Raw genomic sequence first — 18,286 nt, 5'->3', positions numbered from 1 at the left:
CGCGCTATCATGGGGATGTCTTCCGCAACCCGGCGATGCCGATGTCCCTTGCCGCCGATGCTGTGCAGCCATTCCCTGATACGCCGACGATCCGCCGCCGCGATGCGGTTGCGCCCGGCAGCTGGCCGGAGGGCACGCTGCCGCTGCTGGCGCGTCTCTATGCCAACCGGGGCGCGGGTACACCGGAGTTGGCGCAGCCGAAACTGGGCAATCTGCACGCCCCCGAGCTGCTGACCGGCATCGATGATGCGGTGGGCCTGCTGATCGAGGCCATCGCCAATGACAAGCGCATCCTGGTGGTCGGCGATTTCGATTGCGATGGCGCCACCGCCTGTGCGGTCGGCGTGCGTGGCCTGCGCATGCTCGGCGCGCAGCATGTCTTCCACGCGGTGCCGAACCGAATGGTGCACGGCTACGGCCTGTCACCTTCTCTGGTGGAGGAGCTGGCCGAGCTGCAGCCGGACCTGCTGGTCACGGTCGACCACGGCATCGCCTGCCATGCGGGTGTGACCGCGGCCAAGGCGCGGGGCTGGCAGGTGCTGGTCACCGACCATCACCTACCCGGGCCGCAGCTGCCGCCGGCCGATGTCATCGTCGATCCCAATCTCGACGGTGATGCCTTCCCCAGCAAGTCGCTGGCCGGCGTCGGCGTGATCTTCTACGTGCTGATGGCGCTGCGCCGGCACATGCGCGAGGCCGGCGTCTTCGCCGATGGCAAGGGGCCGGACCTGACCACGCTGCTGGACCTGGTGGCGGTCGGCACCGTCGCCGACCTGGTGGCGCTGGATCCGAACAACCGGGCACTGGTCAGCGCGGGCCTGCGGCGTCTGCGCGCGGGGCAGGGCTGTGTCGGCCTGCGTGCGCTGATCGAAGCCAGCGGCCGTGATGCCGCGCGGCTCACAGCCACCGACATCGGCTTCGCGCTCGGCCCGCGCCTGAATGCCGCGGGCCGGCTGGAAGACATGGCGCTGGGCATCGCGCTGCTGCTGACCGAAGACCCGCGCCAGGCGCGCGAGATCGCGCAGACGCTGGAGCAGATCAATTCGGAACGGCGCGCCGTGCAGCAGTCGATGACCGACGATGCCGAGCAGGCGTTGACCCGCGTGGTGCTCGACATGTCGGGGCAGCGACCGGTGGCGGCCTGCCTGTTCGATGCCGACTGGCATCCGGGTGTGGTTGGCCTGGTCGCATCGAAGATGAAGGATCGCCTGCATCGCCCGGTGATCGCCTTTGCCCCGGCCGAACCGGGCGCCGACACCCTGCGTGGCTCGGCGCGCTCGATTCCCGGCCTGCACATCCGTGACGCCCTGGCGCTGGTCGACGCGCGCCATCCGGGCCTGATCGAACGCTTCGGCGGCCACGCCATGGCGGCCGGGCTCAGCCTGCGGCGTGACCACGTCGATGACTTCAAGGCCGCCTTCGTCGCCGTGGTGCTGGAAATGCTCGATCCGGCGGCACTGCAGCAGCAGGTCCTCAGTGATGGCGAACTGGCGGCGGACGAGCTGGACCATCGCCACGCCGATGCGTTGCGCCTGGCCGGGCCGTGGGGCCAGGGTTTCCCCGAGCCACTGTTCGACGGCCACTTCGAAGTGGCCAACTGGCGCGTGCTGAAGGAGCGTCACCTGAAGCTGGAACTGCGCCTGCCCGGCGTACCCGGCACGATCAACGCCATCCATTTCGGCGGCTGGCACGGCAACGCGCCCGGTCGCCATGTGCATCTCGCCTATCGCCTCGCCTGCGACGACTATCGCGGCGGCAGCGCCATCCAGCTGATCGTGGAGCACTGCCTGCCCGCATAGAAAAAGGGGACGGAGGGGATTAAGTCGCTTGTGCCTCGTTTGCCAATTGCGACTTAATCCCCTCCGTCCCCTTTTTGGGGGCGCCAACCCCATTACGGTTGCTGGTGCGTTCAAAGGTTCACGATCCCACTGGAGTCCGCTCATGGTCTTCGTCCGTTGCTGCACTGTGTTGTTGCTGGCCCTCGCGGCCTGGCCCGCTGGCGCGCAGTCGCCGCCGATCTCCCGGCCGCAGGCCAGCATGCCTTTGCTGATTGCCCCGGCCGCCGAGCAGGCGGTGCAGCTGCGACACGCCCGCATCGAAGGCGAAGTCCAGGCCGGCATCGCCCAGACCCGGATCACACTGGAATTCCACAACCCGAACCGGCGCGTGCTGGAGGGCGAGCTGCAGTTCCCGCTGGCCGACGGTCAGCAGGTCAGCGGCTTCGCGCTGGATATCAACGGCGAGATGCGTGACGCGGTGCCGGTGCCCAAGGATCGCGGCCGCCAGGTGTTCGAGGAGATCGCCCGTCGCGGGGTCGACCCGGGCCTGCTGGAACAGACCGCCGGCAACCAGTTCCGGTTGCGCATCTACCCGCTGCCGGCCGGCGGTAGCCGGCGCGTGGAGCTGGTGATTCGCGAGCCGTTGGCCTTCGCCGGACAAGGCTGGCAGTGGACGCTGCCGCTGCAGTTCGCCGCCGGCGCGGCCTCGGTTGAACTGAAACTGCAGACACCCGGCGCGACCACTGCAGGTACGGCACCCTTCCGCATCAGCGCGGGCCAACTGCTGTGGCAGGGCAAGGGCGCGCAGTTGCCGCAGCAGCTGCAGTGGAACCTGCCGGCAGCACGTCAGGCGCAGGTCCAGGTGGCGCCCTGGCAGGATGGGCACTACCTGCTGGCACAACTGCCGGTGGCGGCCAGCAGTAAGCCGCGCACGCTGCCCAGCGAGATCGGCCTGCTGTGGGACGGCTCCGGATCGGCGGGACAGCGCGATCGCTCACGGGAGTTCGCCCTGCTGGATCGCTACTTCGCTGCGCTGGGTGACGGCACCGTGGCCTTGACCGTGCTGCGGGATCGCGCCGAGCCGGTAAGGCGCTTCCGCATCCGCGCCGGTAACTGGAGTGAGCTGCGTGCGGCACTGCAGGCCGTACGCCCGGACGGTGCCAGCGCGCTGGCGCAGTGGCAGCCGCAATCGAGCGTGAAGGAATACCTGCTGTTCAGCGATGGCCTGCTGACCTATGGGCCGGAACAGCTGCCGGCGATGGCGCCGGACCAACGCCTGTTTGCGGTCAGCAGCGCCGGCGCGCGCACCGATGCCGTGCGACTGCGTGGATGGAGCGAAGCGCATGGCGGTCGCTTCGTAGCGCTGGGGAAGGATGTCGAATTGGCCGCCCGTGAGCTGCTGTCGTCGCCGCTGGATGTGCAGGTCGATGCAGGGCGCGGCGTGCAGGACGTGGTGATCGATCGTCGCAGTGAAGCCCAGGGCTGGTTGTGGCTGCATGCACGACTGGCGGCCGACGGCGTGCCGATGCGGGTGCGCGTGGGTGGCGGCGAATGGCAGGCGCTGCCCGCCACGCAGAAGAGCAAAGACGGTGAACTGCTGGCAGGCTTGTGGGCGCAGGCGCGCCTGCAGCAGCTGGCCGCCGACCGCCGTGGCAACCGTGAGGCGATGCAGCGCCTGTCACAACAGTTCGGCCTGGTCGGGCCGGATACCTCGCTGATCGTGCTGGAGACGCTGGAGGACTACCTGCGCTATGCGATCCGCCCTTCGGGCACGTTGCGCGCCGAGTACGACGCCAGGTTTGCAGTGCAGGTAAGTGATCGCGCCGCAGCCGATCGCCAGCGCCTGGATGAAGTGGCCGCTCGCTGGAAGGAGCGCCAGCAGTGGTGGAACCGCAGCTGGCCGAAGGGTGTGCCGCCGCAGCCGAAGGGCGGGGCACTCGAAGTGGCCTCCGCGGACTACGCGATGGAATCAGCGCCGGTGGCGATGCTCGCCGCGCCGGCGCCGGCGGCACCACCCGCCCCGGCACCGATGGCCGCCGCCGCCGAGCAGCGCATGGAAGCCAGCAGCGCGCGTGCGCGTCGCTCAGCGCCTGCATCGAACAATGCCCTGGATTCAATCACGGTCACTGGTGGCCGTGTCGCTGCGCCCGCTGCTGCCAACGACGGCCAACTCGGCATCCAGCTGGCGGCCTGGCAGCCGGACTCGGCCATCGCCCGGCGCCTGCGCGAGGGCCCGCCGTCGCAACTCTACGACCGCTATCTGGCCGAGCGCGATGCCCACGCCGACAGCAGCGCGTTCTTCCTCGATGTGGCCGACCTGCTGCTGGAGCAGGGCCAGCGCGAACTGGCACTGCGGGTACTGTCGAACCTGGCCGAGATGGATCTGGACAACCGGCATCTGCTGCGCGTGCTCGGCTACCGGCTGATGCAGGCTGATGCCCCGGCACTGGCGGTGCCGGTGTTCGAGCAGGTGCTGGCGATGGGCCAGGAAGAACCGCAGAGCTTCCGCGACCTGGGCCTGGCGCTGGCAGCGGCCGGCAAGCCGCAGCAGGCGCTGGCGCCGCTGTACCAGGTGGTGGTGCGGCCGTGGGACAGCCGCTTCGATGGCATCGCCCTGATCGCATTGGATGAGCTGACCAACCTGGTGGCGCGCAGCACGCCACGGCTGGATACCTCGGCCATCGACCCGCGCCTGCTGCAGGCAATGCCGCTGGACCTGCGCGTGGTGCTGTCCTGGGATGCCGACAACAGCGACATGGACCTGTGGGTGACCGACCCGAACGGCGAGCGTGCCTACTACGGCAACCGCCAGACCTACCAGGGCGGGCGGATGTCGCAGGACTTCACCGGCGGCTATGGCCCCGAGCAGTTCTCGCTGCGCAACGCCAAGCCGGGCAAGTACAAGGTCGAGGCGAACTATTTCGGCAGTCGCCAGCAGCTGGTGACCGGTGCGACGACGCTGATGCTGCGCCTGACCACCCATTGGGGCACGGCCAAGCAGAAGGACCAGATGGTGACGATGCGGCTGAAGGATCGCGCCGAAACCGTGCTGGTGGGCGAGTTCGAGGTGCGTTGATCGCTCGGGCACCCGTGTAGAGTCGAGCTGGCTCGACTGCCTCAATGTAGAGCCGAGCCTGCGCTCGGCTCATGGCAGAAGCAGCCGAGCGTGGGCTCGGCTCTACACTACTGCGGTGCGCGCCATTGGCGCCGCCGGCGGATTCGCACGCAGGCCGAACAGGGGCCGCAGCCAACGCACGCGACGGATCAGCAACTCATGGATCAGCAGGCAGCCGCCGACAGTACCGGCCAGCAGCAGGGCCGGTTCCATCCACGGGCCCAACTGAAGTGGCTTGAGCCAGAACAGCAGCACGATGATCAGGCTCTGGTGCAGCATGTACCAGGGATAGATCGCCTCGGTGCAGTACGGCAGCCAGCGGAACGGGCGATCGAGGAAGACCTTTCCCCAGCCGAGGATGGCCAGCAGCGCGGTCCATACGTAAAGCGACTGGCTGGCCCGGCCCTGCAGGTCCCAGAACGGTTCGGGCCATTGCCGCAGCTGGGAATCGGCGGGCAATACCTGGCCGAGGATGCGCAACCCCAGATACCAGCCGACGGCAGCCAGCGCCAGCCATAGCGTGGTGCGGCGCAGGGCGACCACGCGCTCCCAGAACACCGGTTCACGACCCAGCAGGTAGCCGGCCAGGAACACCGTCGCGTACTTCGCGTGCTGGTACCAGTCGCCGAGCAGGGCATTGGTGGACGGGTAGATCGGCTCCAGCCAGATCACCCAGGCCAGCAGCAGGGCGGACGGAAGGCCGATCAGCAGCATCGGCGATGCTGCGCAGAGCGCCATCGCGCGGCGAACCACCGCCGTTCCCAGCAATGGCATCAACAGGGCCAAGGCCAGCGTGTAGTTCCACAGATAGGCCAGGTACCACAGGTGGTTCCAGGTGATGCCGTACTGCCAGCCGGCGAAGCTGCCTTCCGGCCACGGCCGCACCTGCCAGTAGCGCAGCAGGAACTGGCCGAAGCCGGGTGCCACGTGGCCGTTGGCCACGCCTTCGCAATAGGGCTGGATCGGCACGATCACGAACATGCCGAACAGCAGCGGCAGCAGCAGCCGCCAGGTGCGCAGGCCGGCGAAGCGCAGCAACCTGCCTTCCGGCCGCATCAGCGCGATGGCGATACCCGAGATCAGGAACAGCAGCGACATCCGCCAGCGGTTGACGAACAGCATCGGCCACTGCAGCCATTCGGCGGTATGCACGCTCTTGAGGTGAAAGCCCCAGTCGTCCACGTAGGCCATGGCGGTGTGGTAGAGGATCAGCAGGGCGAAGGCGAACACGCGCAGGGCGTCGATGTCGTAGCGTCGGGTCATGGTGGTGGTGTGCCGGAGAGTCGAGCCAAGGTGACGCCGCCCGGTCCGTGCGGCGACTGGCAAGGGGCCGCTGGAACCGACGCAGTGACCAATGGCGGGGGTGGTGGGATCAATGGAGCCGCTACCCTTTGTCCCTTGAGGCAGGCTGGAGCACCGCAACGACATGGATGCAGCAATGACTCAGGGCCGACCATCGCGCTGGCGTACTTCAACCCGGCTGCTGGTATGGGCGGCGATCCTGTCGGCCTCGGCAGTGACCAATGCGCTGGTGGAAGTGATGGACGCCAGTCGCCGCGGCGCCGATCTCGGGCTGTGGGAGCCGATGATCTGGGAGTTCAGCAGCCTCGGCCTGGTCCTGTTGACCCTGCCGCTGCTGTGGTGGGGCTGCGAGCGCTGGCCGCTGCATGCCGATACCTGGAAGCGGCGATTGCCGCTGTATCTGCTGGCCAGCGTCGGCTGGTCGCTGCTGCACGTGGTGGGGATGGTGCTGCTGCGGCACCTGGCCTACGGGTCGCTGGGCCATCGCTACCAGGATGATGCCGGCTGGCTGGAGCGTTTTGCCTACGAATACCTGAAGGATGTACGCACGTTTGCGATGTTCGTGGCACTGGAGCACTTTGCCAGCTGGTTCGGCCGGCGCAGGCAGGGCGAGGCGAGCCTGCTGGCCGAGCCGGACGTCGGCCCGCCGGTGGAGCCGGTCGAGCGCCCCCAGCACTTCCTGGTGCGCAAGCTGGGCAAGGAGTTCCTGGTCGCCACGGCGGACGTGGAGTATGCCCAGGCCGCGGGGAACTATGTGAACCTGCGGGTACGCGGCCACGACTATCCGCTGCGGATCACCATGGCGGTGCTGGAGCAGCGGCTCGACCCGGGCGAGTTCCTGCGCCCGCACCGCAGCTGGCTGATCCATCGGGGCCAGCTGCGCTCGATCGAGCCGCTGGACGGTGGCGAGGCCCTGCTGCACATGGCCGACGGGGCGAAAGTGCCGTGCAGCCGGCGCCAGCTGCCGCTGCTGCGGCAGGCGCTGGGGGCAGGGTGAGGCCCTCATTCCGGGCACCCGCAGCCTGCGGTATCATTACCAGTCATCTTTTGAATGCATAACCGCCGACATGATCGAACTGAATCCTGTCCGCCAGCGCATCACCGATCTGACCGATCGCGTGCTGTCGCTTCGGGGGTATCTTTGACTACGACGCCAAGAAAGAGCGTCTTGAAGAAGTAACGCGGGAGCTGGAAAGCCCCGACGTCTGGAACAACGCCGAGTACGCCCAGAACCTGGGCCGCGAACGTTCCAGCCTGGAAAAGACCGTGGGCGGCATCGCCTCGGTGCTCGATGGCCTGAACGATGCCACCGAGCTGCTGGAGCTGGCCGAGTCCGAGCAGGACGAGGACACCGCCCTGGCCGTGGTCGCCGACCTGGACAAGCACCAGGCCCACGTGGAGAAGCTGGAGTTCCAGCGCATGTTCTCCGGCGAGATGGACAATGCGGCGGCGTTCGTCGACATCCAAGCCGGTGCCGGCGGCACTGAAGCCCAGGACTGGGCCGAGATCCTGCTGCGCATGTACCTGCGCTGGTGCGAGTCGCGCGGCTGGAAGACCGAACTGATGGAAGTGTCCGGTGGCGACGTTGCCGGCATCAAGTCGGCCACGCTGCGCGTGGAAGGCGACTATGCCTATGGCTGGCTGAAGACCGAGACCGGCGTGCACCGCCTGGTGCGCAAGTCGCCGTTCGACTCGGACAACCGCCGCCACACCAGCTTCACATCGGTGTTCGTGTCGCCGGAAATCGACGACAACATCGACATCACCATCAACCCGGCCGACCTGCGTACCGACGTGTACCGTTCGTCCGGTGCCGGTGGCCAGCACGTGAACAAGACCGAGTCGGCGGTGCGTATCACCCACATCCCGACCAACATCGTCGTGGCCTGCCAGACCGGCCGCAGCCAGCACCAGAACCGCGACAACGCGATGAAGATGCTGGCCGCCAAGCTGTATGAACTGGAGATCCAGAAGCGCAACGCCGAGAAGGACGCGGTGGAAGCCACCAAGTCCGACATCGGCTGGGGCAGCCAGATCCGCAACTACGTGCTGGACCAGAGCCGCATCAAGGACCTGCGCACCGGCATCGAACGGTCGGACACGCAGAAGGTGCTGGACGGCGACCTGGACGAGTTCGTCGAGGCCAGCCTGAAGGCCGGCCTGGCCGTGGGCTCCAAGCGCGTCGATGCCTGATCGGCGCGCCTGCGCGGATATCGTCACCCTCGTGCGCAACGCCGAGGGTGGCTGATCACGCTTCCGATGTGGGGCCGAGCCCATGCTCGGCTGCTGTTGGCGCAGTAGCAGATGCGTCGAGCATGGCTCGACGCTACAACGGGTACGGCGGTAGCGATGATGCGCAGCGAAAGTGAACGCAAGGAACTCGGCGGCTTTCTCAAGGCCTGCCGCGCCCGTGTCGATCCTGCCACGCTCGGCCTGCCGGCCGGGCGCCGGCGTACCCCGGGCCTGAAGCGCGAGGAAGTCGCGCTGGCGATCGGGGTGAGCGTCAGCTGGTACACCTGGATCGAGCAGGGCCGTGAAGTGCGCGCCTCGCCCGAGGTGCTGGAGCGCCTGGCGCAGGTGCTGCGCATGAGCGACGACGAACGCGCCTACGCGTTCGCGCTGTCCGGCTACGGCGTGCCGCTGGAATCACCGGACGAGAGCGTGACCGACGGCTTGCGCCAGCTGGTGGAGGCGATGCAGCCGATCCCGGCCTATGTGCGCAACACCCGCTTCGACATCCTGGCCTGGAACCCGGCCATCGCCGATCTGTTCGTGGACTACAGCCAACTGGCGCCGCATGAGCGCAACACGCTGCGGCTGATGTTCCTGTACCCGCCCTACCGCACGCTGATCCTCAACTGGGAAGAAATGACCCGCGGCCTGCTGGCAGGCTTCCGTGCGGCGATGGCGCAGGCGCCGGACAAGGCGCCGTTCCTGGCGCTGGTGGAGGACATCGCGGCGCATAGCGAGGAGTTCCGCCAGTGGTGGCCGGAGCACGACGTGCGCCGGTTCGATGAGGGTGCGAAGAAGCTGAACCATCCCACGCGCGGGCTGCTGGACCTGCAGTACGTGGCGCTGGTGCCGGAGAGCCGGCACGATCTTTCCCTGGTCACTTACCTGCCGCGTAGGTAGGTTGGTCGGCAGGGCTTGCAGCCCTGCACCTGCTCAATGCAACGGCCAAAGCCAGAGCCAGAGCTAGAGCTGGATTCCGTGGGTTGGCGGGGCGGTGTCGGAGTGCGGGGACGCCGTAAACCCGTCCCTGGGGGCTTGGCAGCCGCATCCATGCGGCTGACACCCCGCACTCCGACACCGCCCCACCTTTGAAAGGTTCACGCGGCTGTTGGTAGGTGTCGACCTTGGTCGACACATCTGTCAGATATCGAAAGAAATTCCGGGGTCAGATCCGTTTTCCTATGGAAAACGGATCTGACCCCAAGAGCATTTCCGACAGATCGCGGAAAACCGTCGAAGGCGGGGTGGGTCCGGTTGCGGGAGTGTCCGCGGCATGGATGCCGCGGCCAAGCCCCCAAGGACGGGTTTACGGCGTCTCCCGCAACCGGACCCACCTCGCCATCCCACGGATAGCCCGCTGTTGCTGCTGCTTCGGCTGTTGCCGTTGCCTCTGCGGGTGCAGGGCGCAGCCCTGCAAGAGCCCCCATTCAGACAGGTAAGTGCAGGTCACAGGATAAGCAGACGCCTTGTTGCCTCCGCCAATCGGGTCCACATTCCTGTGCAGGAGACGGGCCGCCGCCCGTCGACGAGACACCAGGAGACCTGCATGTCCGCTGCCCCCACCACCGCCATTTCCCGCGATCCGGCCACCGGCCAGCAGATCGCCAGCCATCCCTTCGCCACGGATGCCGAGCTGGAAGCGATCCTCGATCGCGGTCAGGCCGGTTTCGCCGCCTGGAGCGCCCGCAGCCTGGAACAGCGAGCGCAGGTGTTGCGTGCGATGGCGGGCGTACTGCGCCGTGACCGCGAGACGCTGGCCGCGCTGGCCACTGCCGAAATGGGCAAGGTCCAGGCCGAAGCACTGGCCGAGATCGAGAAGTGTGCCGTGCTGTGCGACTGGTACGCCGACCACGGTGCGCAGTTCCTGCGCGACGAGCCGACCCAGGTGCCCGACGACAAGGCTTACGTGTCCTACCTGCCGCTGGGCGTGGTGCTGGGCATCATGCCGTGGAATTTCCCGTACTGGCAGGTGATGCGCGCGGCGGTACCGATCCTGATGGGCGGCAACGGCTTCCTGCTGAAGCCGGCCGAGAACATCGTCGGCACCGCGCAGCTGCTCGATGCCGCCTGGCGTGATGCCGGGCTGCCGGAAGGCACCTTCATCGCCGCCAACATCAGCCGCGAGGGTACCAGCCGTGCGATCGCCGATGACCGCATCGCCGCCGTCACCCTGACCGGCAGCGTGGCCGCAGGCCGCAGCATCGCTGCCCAGGCCGGGCAGGCGCTGAAGAAGGTGGTGCTGGAACTGGGCGGCTCGGATCCGTTCATCGTGCTGGCTGACGCTGACCTGGATGCGGCCGTCGATGCGGCGGTGACCTCGCGCTTCCAGAACACCGGGCAGGTCTGCATTGCCGGCAAGCGCATCATCGTTGAAGACGCGGTGTACGGCCGCTTCGTGGCGCAGTTCTGCCAGAAAGTGCAGGCGCTGACCATCGGTGATGGCCGTGAAGCGGGCAATCGCGTTGGTCCGATGGCACGCCAGGACCTGCTGGAACAGTTGGACGCGCAGGTGCGCGCCTCGGTGGACGCAGGCGCGAAGCTGCTCGTCGGCGGCCATCAGCTCGATCGCCCGGGCGCGTTCTACGCGCCCACCGTACTGGCGGACGTGGAGCCGGGCATGCAGGCCTTTGACACGGAAACGTTCGGGCCGGTGGCCTCGATCAGCCGCGCCCGCGATGCCGACCACGCGGTGGAACTGGCCAACCAGAGCGAGTTCGGCCTCAGCGGCAACCTGTGGACCGGTGACCGCGCGCGGGCCATGCAGCTGGCGCGCCGGCTGCAGACCGGCGGTGTGTTCGTCAACGGCTTCTCCGCTTCCGACCCTCGCGTGCCGATCGGCGGTGTGAAGAAGAGTGGCTTCGGCCGCGAGCTCTCGCACTTCGGCATCCGTGAATTCGTCAACGCGCAGACAGTGTGGTTCGACAAGCATTGACGCGCGGCTCTCATCCTTCCTGCAACGATCCACCATCAGTCCAGCACAAAGGACGGCATCCGATGTCCAAGGGTTCAGATCTGCTCGTCGCCGCACTTGAGAACGAAGGCGTCGAGCGCATTTTCGGCATTCCCGGCGAAGAAAACCTCGACGTGGTCGAGTCGCTCCGCCATTCCAGCATCGAACTGGTCATCACCCGCCACGAACAGGCGGCGGTGTTCATGGCGGCCACTTACGGCCGCCTGACCGGCAAGCCGGGCGTATGCCTGGCCACGCTCGGCCCGGGCGCGCTCAACTTCACCACCGGCGCCGCCTATGCGCTGCTGGGTGCGTGGCCGGTGATCATGATCACCGGCCAGAAGGGCATCGTCGCCAGCAAGCAGGCGCGCTTCCAGATCGTCGACATCGTCGGCACGATGAAGCCGCTGACCAAACAGGCGCGGCAGATCGTCTCGGCACGCACCATTCCGACCATCGTCCGCGAGGCGTTCCGTGTCGCCCAGGAAGAGCGCCCGGGCCCGGTGTTGCTGGAGCTGCCCGAAGACATTGCTGCCGATGAGGTCGAGGGCGTGGCGCTGATTCCGCCGCACGCGGTGGACCGTCCCATTGCCAGCCCGGAGGCGCTGGATCGGGCAGCAGAGCTCATCCGCAATGCAAAGCGGCCGCTGCTGATGATCGCTTCGGCGGCCTCGCGGCCGCAGTCCAGCGACGCGCTGTCCGCGTTCGTGCTGCGCGCCGGCATCCCGTTCTTCACCACGCAGATGGGCAAGGGCGCGGTGGCCGGTGGTTCAGGCCTGTACATGGGCACCGCGGCGCTGACCGAGCGCGATTACGTGCACATGGCGATCGACCAGGCCGACGTGATCGTGACCATCGGCCACGAGGTCACCGAGAAGCCGCCATTCGTGATGCGCCCGGGTGGGCCGACGGTGATCCATATCGGGTACTCGCAGGCGGCGGTGGAACAGGTGTATTTCCCGCAGGTGGAGGTGATCGGCGATATCGGTCGTTCGCTGACCCAGCTGGCCGACCGCATCGAGGGCGCGGTGCCGAATGCCGCTGCGCTGCTGCCGCTGCGCGCGACCATCCTCGAACACCTGGCCGACCGGGCCGAAGAGGTCGGGTTCACCCCGCAGCGGCTGGTGCACGACGTGCGCCAGGTGATGCCGCCGGATGGCATCGTGGCGCTGGACAACGGCATGTACAAGATCTGGTTCGCGCGCAACTACCGCACCCAGGTGGCCAACACGCTGCTGCTGGACAACGCGCTGGCGACGATGGGCGCGGGCCTGCCGTCGGCGATCATGGCCTCGATCCTGTATCCGCAGCGGCGGGTGCTGGCGGTGTGCGGCGACGGCGGTTTCATGATGAACAGCCAGGAGCTGGAGACGGCCCGCCGGCTGGGCCTGAACCTGGTGGTGCTGATCCTCAACGACGGTGCCTACGGCATGATCCGCTGGAAGCAGGCCGTGGACGGATTCACCGACTACGGCATGACCTTCAGCAACCCCGATTTCGTGAAGTACGCCGAGGCCTATGGCTGCAAGGGCCACGAGGTGACGGCCATCGAGCAGTTCATCCCGACCCTGGAAGCGGCCTTCAACGAGGGCGGGGTGCACCTGGTGTCGGTGCCGGTGGACTATTCGGAGAACCAGCGGGTGCTGGTGGATGAGTTGCGCCAGGCGTTCCCCGGCAACAGGTAGCGGCGGAGCAGGGCCGGCCGATCCGCCCGGTAGGTGTCGACCTTGGTCGACACGCACGGCGCCAACCAAGGTTGGCGGCTACCGGGGCGGGCCCGGCCCAGGGCTGGGGCTGGGCGGTTTTGGTATGCTGGGCAACCGGCTGTGCCGGGCGCTGCATCCCCCCTCACTACACGATTCCCGCAGATCCATGAGCGAAGCTACCGATACCCCCCCCGTCGACGAAAACAAGTTGATCGCCGAGCGCCGTGAGAAACTCAAAGCGCTGCGTGGGCAGGGCATCGCGTACCCGAACGACTTCCGTCGCGAGGACTTCGCCGGCCGCCTGCAGGAAGAATTCGCAGATGCCGAAACCTGGACCGCCGAGGCCCTGGAAGGCAACGGCCGCCAGGTGAAGATGGCGGGCCGCCTGATGGCCAAGCGCATCATGGGCAAGGCCAGCTTCGCGCAGATCCAGGACGAGTCCGGCCGCATCCAGCTGTTCCTGCAGGGCGCGGTGCTGGGCGATGCCTATACCGCCTTCAAGGGCTGGGACGTGGGCGACATCATCGCCGTCGAAGGCGGCCTGACCCGTACCAAGACCGGCGAGCTGTCGGTCAAGGCCGAATCGATCCGCCTGCTGACCAAGTCGCTGCGCCCGCTGCCGGACAAGTGGCATGGCCTGGCCGACGTCGAGCAGCGTTACCGCCAGCGTTACGTCGACCTGATCGTGACCCCGGAGTCGCGCGCGGTGTTCATCAAGCGCTCGAAGATCATCCGCGCCATGCGCGCGTGGCTGGACAACCGCGACTTCCTGGAAGTCGAGACGCCGATGATGCACTACATCCCCGGCGGCGCGGCGGCCAAGCCGTTCACCACCCACCACAATGCGCTGGACCTGGACCTGTACCTGCGCGTGGCGCCGGAGCTGTACCTCAAGCGCCTGACCGTGGGTGGCCTTGAGCGCGTGTACGAGATCAACCGCAACTTCCGCAATGAAGGCGTCAGCACCCGCCACAACCCGGAATTCACCATGATGGAGCTGTACGAGGCCTATGCCACGTACAACGAGATCATGGACCTGACCGAAGGCGTGATCCGTGACGTGGCCAAGGCGGTCAACGGTGGCACCGAGGTCGAATGGGACGGCGCGAAGATCGACCTGGGCCCGGCATTCCGCCGCTGGCGCATGGACGAGGCAGTCCGCCACCACAACCCGGAAATCTCCGTCGCCGATTGCACCGACCGCGATGCGCTGCTGCGTCATTGCGAGCGCCTGAAGATCCGCGTCAAGCCGTCCTACGGCTGGGGCAAGCTGCTGCTGGAGATCTTCGAGGCCACCGTTGAGCACACCCTGATCCAGCCGACCTTCATCACTGACCATCCGGTGGAGGTCTCGCCGCTGGCCCGTGCCAACGACAATGACCCGGGCTACACCGACCGCTTCGAGCTGTTCGTCAACGGCAAGGAGCTGGCCAACGGCTTCTCCGAGCTGAACGATCCGGAAGACCAGGCCCAGCGCTTCCAGGCCCAGGTGGCGGCGAAGGAAGGTGGCGATGACGAGGCCATGCACTACGACGCCGACTACATCCGTGCGCTGGAGTACGGCATGGCACCGACCGGCGGCCTCGGCATCGGCGTGGATCGCCTGGTGATGCTGCTGACCGGCAGCAGCTCGATCCGCGATGTACTGCTGTTCCCGTACATGCGTCCGGAGCAGTAAGTCGTCTTTTTGACTCCCGATTGTGCGCGCCGTCCCGAAACGAGACGGCGCGATTGACGCGTCCCGCACTCGGCGTATCGTAATTGCACTACCTTGACGCCTGTTATGGCTTGATCGGCGCCAGGGGGAGGGCACGGTGTGGGGAGTCCGCTTCACATTGTGATGACGATCATGAATCGGGACGCATGACACGGGAGTCAGGCCGATGCAGGGTGCGAGCGTTCGCAGCGGCAGAGTATCCTCGCCTGCTGATGATCCAGCGTGGTCGAGAAACCAGGCAGAGTACGCGTTGAACATCGTCATCGTTGACGACCAGACTTCGGCCCGGACGATGCTGCGTCACGTCATCGAAGACATCGCGCCGGAACTGAGCGTGTATGACTTCGGAGACCCGCTGACCGCATTGGCCTGGTGCGAAGCCCATCCGGTCGACCTGCTGCTGCTCGATTACCGCATGCCGGAGATGGATGGGCTGGAATTCGCCCGTCGTTTCCGTCGCCTGCCCAAGCACCGTGACATTCCGGTGATCCTGATCACCGTGGTCGGTGACGAGCCGATCCGGCAAGCGGCACTGGAAGCAGGCGTCATCGACTTTCTGGTCAAGCCGATCCGCCCGCGCGAGCTGCGGGCGCGCTGCTACAACCTGCTGCAGCTGCGCCAGCAGACCGAGAACGTGAAGCAGCGGGCGCTGTCGCTGGAGCAGCGCCTGCTGGCGAGCATGCATGAGGTCGAAGAGCGCGAGCGCGAGACGCTGTCGCGGCTGGCACGCGCGATCGAGTTCCGTGATGCCGGCACCAGCGCCTACCTGGAGCGCATGGCGCGCGTGGCCGGACTGATCGCCGAACAGCTCGGGCTGCCCGAAGAGGAGGTGCGCCTGATCGAAATGGCTGCGCCGCTGCATGACATGGGCAAGATCGCCATTCCCGATGCGGTGCTGCTCAAGCAGGGCAAGCTCAACGAGGAAGAACTGGCGATCATGCGCCGGCACCCGCGGATTGGCCATGAACTGCTGAGCGGCAGCCAGAATCGCTTCATCCAGGTTGGCGCGTTGATCGCACTGCGTCATCATGAGCGCTACGACGGCAGTGGCTATCCCGATGGGCTGGTCGGCGACGCGATTCCGCTGGAAGCGCGCATCGTGGCCGTCGCCGATGTCTTCGACGCCCTGATTTCGCCCCGTCCGTACAAGGAAGCATGGACCATGGAAGCCACTCTGGCTTATCTCTACGCCCAGCGTGGCCGCCTATTCGATCCCCGATGCGTGGACGCGCTGCTGCGCGGCCGCGAACAGCTCGACCAGATCTGCGCCGAGCATTCGATGGCGTCCGCGCGCCCGGGGCTGGGCGCGTGAAACGCCTGTTGTCGCAGCTGCGGCTGCGCCTGTCCCAGCGCCAGGACAGCGAGCACGGCCAGCAGATCGTCCGCATCGTGCTGATCAGCCTGATCCTGGCCTACGTACTGTTGCCGGCACCGCGCCACGATCTGCCGCACACCCAGTACGTCGGTGTGCTGGCGATCGTGCTGACCGGCCTGAGCCTGTCACTGTTGCTGTTCGGCTGGCTGCTGTGGCGGCCGGCGCGTTCCGATCCCCGCCGCGTGCTGGGCATGCTGGCTGACTACGGCCTCATTGCTGCCGGCATGGTGCAGATGGGTGAGCCGCTGGCCTGGGTCTACATCGTGGTGATGTGGGTGACGGTCGGCAATGGCATGCGCTTTGGCAACCACTATCTGTACGTGGCGGTGGCCATGGCGATGGTGAGCTTCGGCTGCACCGTGATGCTGACGCCTTACTGGCAACAGAATTTCCGCCTGGCCATTGGCCTCTGGCTGGGCCTGGCAGCGGTGCCGCTGTACTTCTCGACATTGCTGCGGCAGCTGACCGAAGCGATGGCCGAGGCGCGCCGCGCCAGCGAGGCCAAGAGCCGGTTCCTGGCCAACATGAGCCATGAGTTCCGCACGCCGTTGAACGGTCTCAACGGCATGACCGAAGTGCTGGCCACCACGCGCCTGGATGACGAGCAGCGCGAGTGCCTCAACACCATCCAGGCGTCCTCGCGCAGCCTGCTGGCACTGGTGGAGGAAGTGCTGGACATCTCGGCCATCGAGGCCGGCAAGCTGCGCGTGGTGGCCGAGGACTTCGCCGTGGCCGACGTGATCCAGGCGATCGGTCTGATCCTGTTGCCACAGGCCAAGGCCAAACGGCTGGATTACCGGGTGAAGGTGGCCGATGGTGTGCCGCCACGCGTGCGCGGCGATGTCGGGCACCTGCGGCAGATCCTGCTGAACCTGGCCGGCAACGCGGTCAAGTTCACCGACCATGGCCGGGTCGAGATACGTGTCGGCGTGGTGCAGGCCGATGCCAGCGGGGCGGTGCGGTTGCGCTTCGACATCCTCGACACCGGCATCGGCGTGCCACCTGCCATGCGTGCACGGCTGTTCGACGCGTTCGAGCAGGCCGATGTCAGCATGGCGCGCCGCCACGAGGGGACGGGGCTGGGCACGACCATCGCCAAAGGCCTGGTCGAGGCGATGGACGGTGACATCGGCTATCTGGAATACCCGCCGCGCGGCAGCCACTTCTGGGTCGAGCTGCCGTTCGCGCCGCCGCAGCCGCAGGTGCCGGGCGCGGTGCCGAGCCTGAGCGGCGACGAAGACGCGGGCCCGGGCGGCAACGTGATCGCTTTTGCCGATCCGTTCCTGCGCCATCGCGCCCGCGTGCGCAGCATGCAGATCCTGGTGGCCGACGACCACGAGGCCAACCGCATGGTCCTGCAGCGCCTGCTGCAGAAGGCCGGCCATCGCGTGCTGTGCGTGGACGGCGGTGAGGCGGTGCTGGATGCGTTGGCCGACAGCGAGTTCGACGCGGTCATCGTCGATCTGCACATGCCGGGCATGAGCGGGCTGGACATGCTCAAGGAACTGCGGGTGATGCAGGCCGGCGGCGGTCCGCGCACGCCGGTACTGGTACTCAGTGCGGATGTAACGCCCGAGGCGATCCAGCGCTGTACCCAGGCCGGCGCACATGCCTTCCTGGCCAAGCCCGTCGTTGCGGTGCGCCTGCTCGATACGCTGGCCGAGATCGCCAGCAATGCCCAGCTGAAGACCATGGCCGCACCGGTGGTGCGACCGGCGGCGCCGCTGCAGGATGGCGTGCTCGACAGCAGCGTGCTGGACGAACTGGCTTCGCTGGGCATGGGCGAGGGCTTCGAACGTGAGTTCATCCGCCAGTGCCTGGAGGACGTGGCGAGCTGCATGGGCAAGGCCGAGCAGGCCGGCGAGGCTACGCAGTGGGATGTGTTCCGCGAACAATCCCACGCGATCAAGGGCGTGGCCAGCAACCTCGGCCTGATGCGCGCGTCCAACCGTGCCGGCGAGCTGATGCGGATGGCCGACTGGCAGCTCAAGACCGAATGGCGTCAGCGCCTGGGCATCCTGCAGGAGGCGATCAAGGAAGGCCGGCGCGCGCTGGACGCGCGGGCCGAACGCCGCATGCGCGGCGCCGCCGATGATGGTGAAGCGCGCTGA

General features: G+C 67.1%; 11 protein-coding genes. 10 read left to right on the top strand and 1 reads right to left on the bottom strand.

Annotated features, from left to right (window positions below; genetic code table 11):
• Positions 1–41: 41 nt before the first annotated feature.
• Both recJ and E5790_RS21745 read left to right on the top strand, forming a co-directional pair.
• A complete protein-coding gene (gene recJ / locus E5790_RS21750; RefSeq protein WP_111206976.1) occupies positions 42–1,799 on the top strand; it encodes a single-stranded-DNA-specific exonuclease RecJ in 1,758 nt (585 codons plus the stop codon).
• 142 nt (positions 1,800–1,941) lie between these two features.
• On the top strand, positions 1,942–4,854 hold the full coding sequence (locus E5790_RS21745) for a VIT domain-containing protein (RefSeq protein WP_111206964.1): 2,913 nt from the start codon (positions 1,942–1,944) through the stop codon (positions 4,852–4,854).
• 102 nt (positions 4,855–4,956) lie between these two features.
• Here the strand turns inward: E5790_RS21745 and E5790_RS21740 are convergent, their stop codons facing one another.
• A complete protein-coding gene (locus E5790_RS21740; protein WP_049440096.1) occupies positions 4,957–6,156 on the bottom strand; it encodes an acyltransferase family protein in 1,200 nt (399 codons plus the stop codon).
• Positions 6,157–6,331: 175 nt separating this feature from the next.
• Between E5790_RS21740 and E5790_RS21735 the strand changes: the two genes are divergently transcribed.
• The 8 genes from E5790_RS21735 (at position 6,332) to E5790_RS21700 (ending at position 18,286) form a co-directional block, all read left to right on the top strand.
• Positions 6,332–7,192, top strand: coding sequence for a LytTR family DNA-binding domain-containing protein (locus tag E5790_RS21735; RefSeq protein ID WP_032959458.1), 861 nt, complete (start codon positions 6,332–6,334; stop codon positions 7,190–7,192).
• 70 nt (positions 7,193–7,262) lie between these two features.
• Positions 7,263–8,388 (top strand): peptide chain release factor 2 gene (prfB, locus tag E5790_RS21730; RefSeq protein WP_014037064.1). Its coding sequence is split into 2 segments (ribosomal slippage): positions 7,263–7,337 and positions 7,339–8,388, totalling 1,125 coding nucleotides; the frame shifts between segments, so codons are not numbered across the junction.
• Positions 8,389–8,544: 156 nt separating this feature from the next.
• Positions 8,545–9,327: a helix-turn-helix transcriptional regulator gene (locus E5790_RS21725; RefSeq protein WP_021204557.1), complete on the top strand. Its 783-nt coding sequence runs from the start codon at positions 8,545–8,547 to the stop codon at positions 9,325–9,327.
• A gap of 646 nt (positions 9,328–9,973) precedes the next feature.
• A complete protein-coding gene (locus E5790_RS21720; protein WP_111206962.1) occupies positions 9,974–11,359 on the top strand; it encodes an NAD-dependent succinate-semialdehyde dehydrogenase in 1,386 nt (461 codons plus the stop codon).
• Between the two features lie 62 nt (positions 11,360–11,421).
• On the top strand, positions 11,422–13,062 hold the full coding sequence (locus E5790_RS21715; protein ID WP_111206961.1) for an acetolactate synthase large subunit: 1,641 nt from the start codon (positions 11,422–11,424) through the stop codon (positions 13,060–13,062).
• 187 nt (positions 13,063–13,249) lie between these two features.
• Complete coding sequence (lysS, locus tag E5790_RS21710) at positions 13,250–14,761, top strand: lysine--tRNA ligase (protein WP_049440102.1); 1,512 nt, start codon at positions 13,250–13,252, stop codon at positions 14,759–14,761.
• A 205-nt stretch (positions 14,762–14,966) separates the two neighbouring features.
• Entirely contained in the window at positions 14,967–16,112 is a 1,146-nt protein-coding gene (locus tag E5790_RS21705; protein WP_032959453.1) for a two-component system response regulator, read from the top strand.
• Entirely contained in the window at positions 16,109–18,286 is a 2,178-nt protein-coding gene (locus E5790_RS21700) for a response regulator (RefSeq protein WP_111206960.1), read from the top strand. The genes E5790_RS21705 and E5790_RS21700 overlap by 4 nt, the downstream gene beginning before the upstream one ends.

Source organism: Stenotrophomonas sp. PAMC25021, from assembly GCF_004795795.1.
Taxonomy (GTDB): domain Bacteria; phylum Pseudomonadota; class Gammaproteobacteria; order Xanthomonadales; family Xanthomonadaceae; genus Stenotrophomonas; species Stenotrophomonas muris.
The sequence above is the reverse complement of the archived record's forward strand: the minus strand, read 5'-3'. Positions and strand labels throughout refer to the sequence as shown.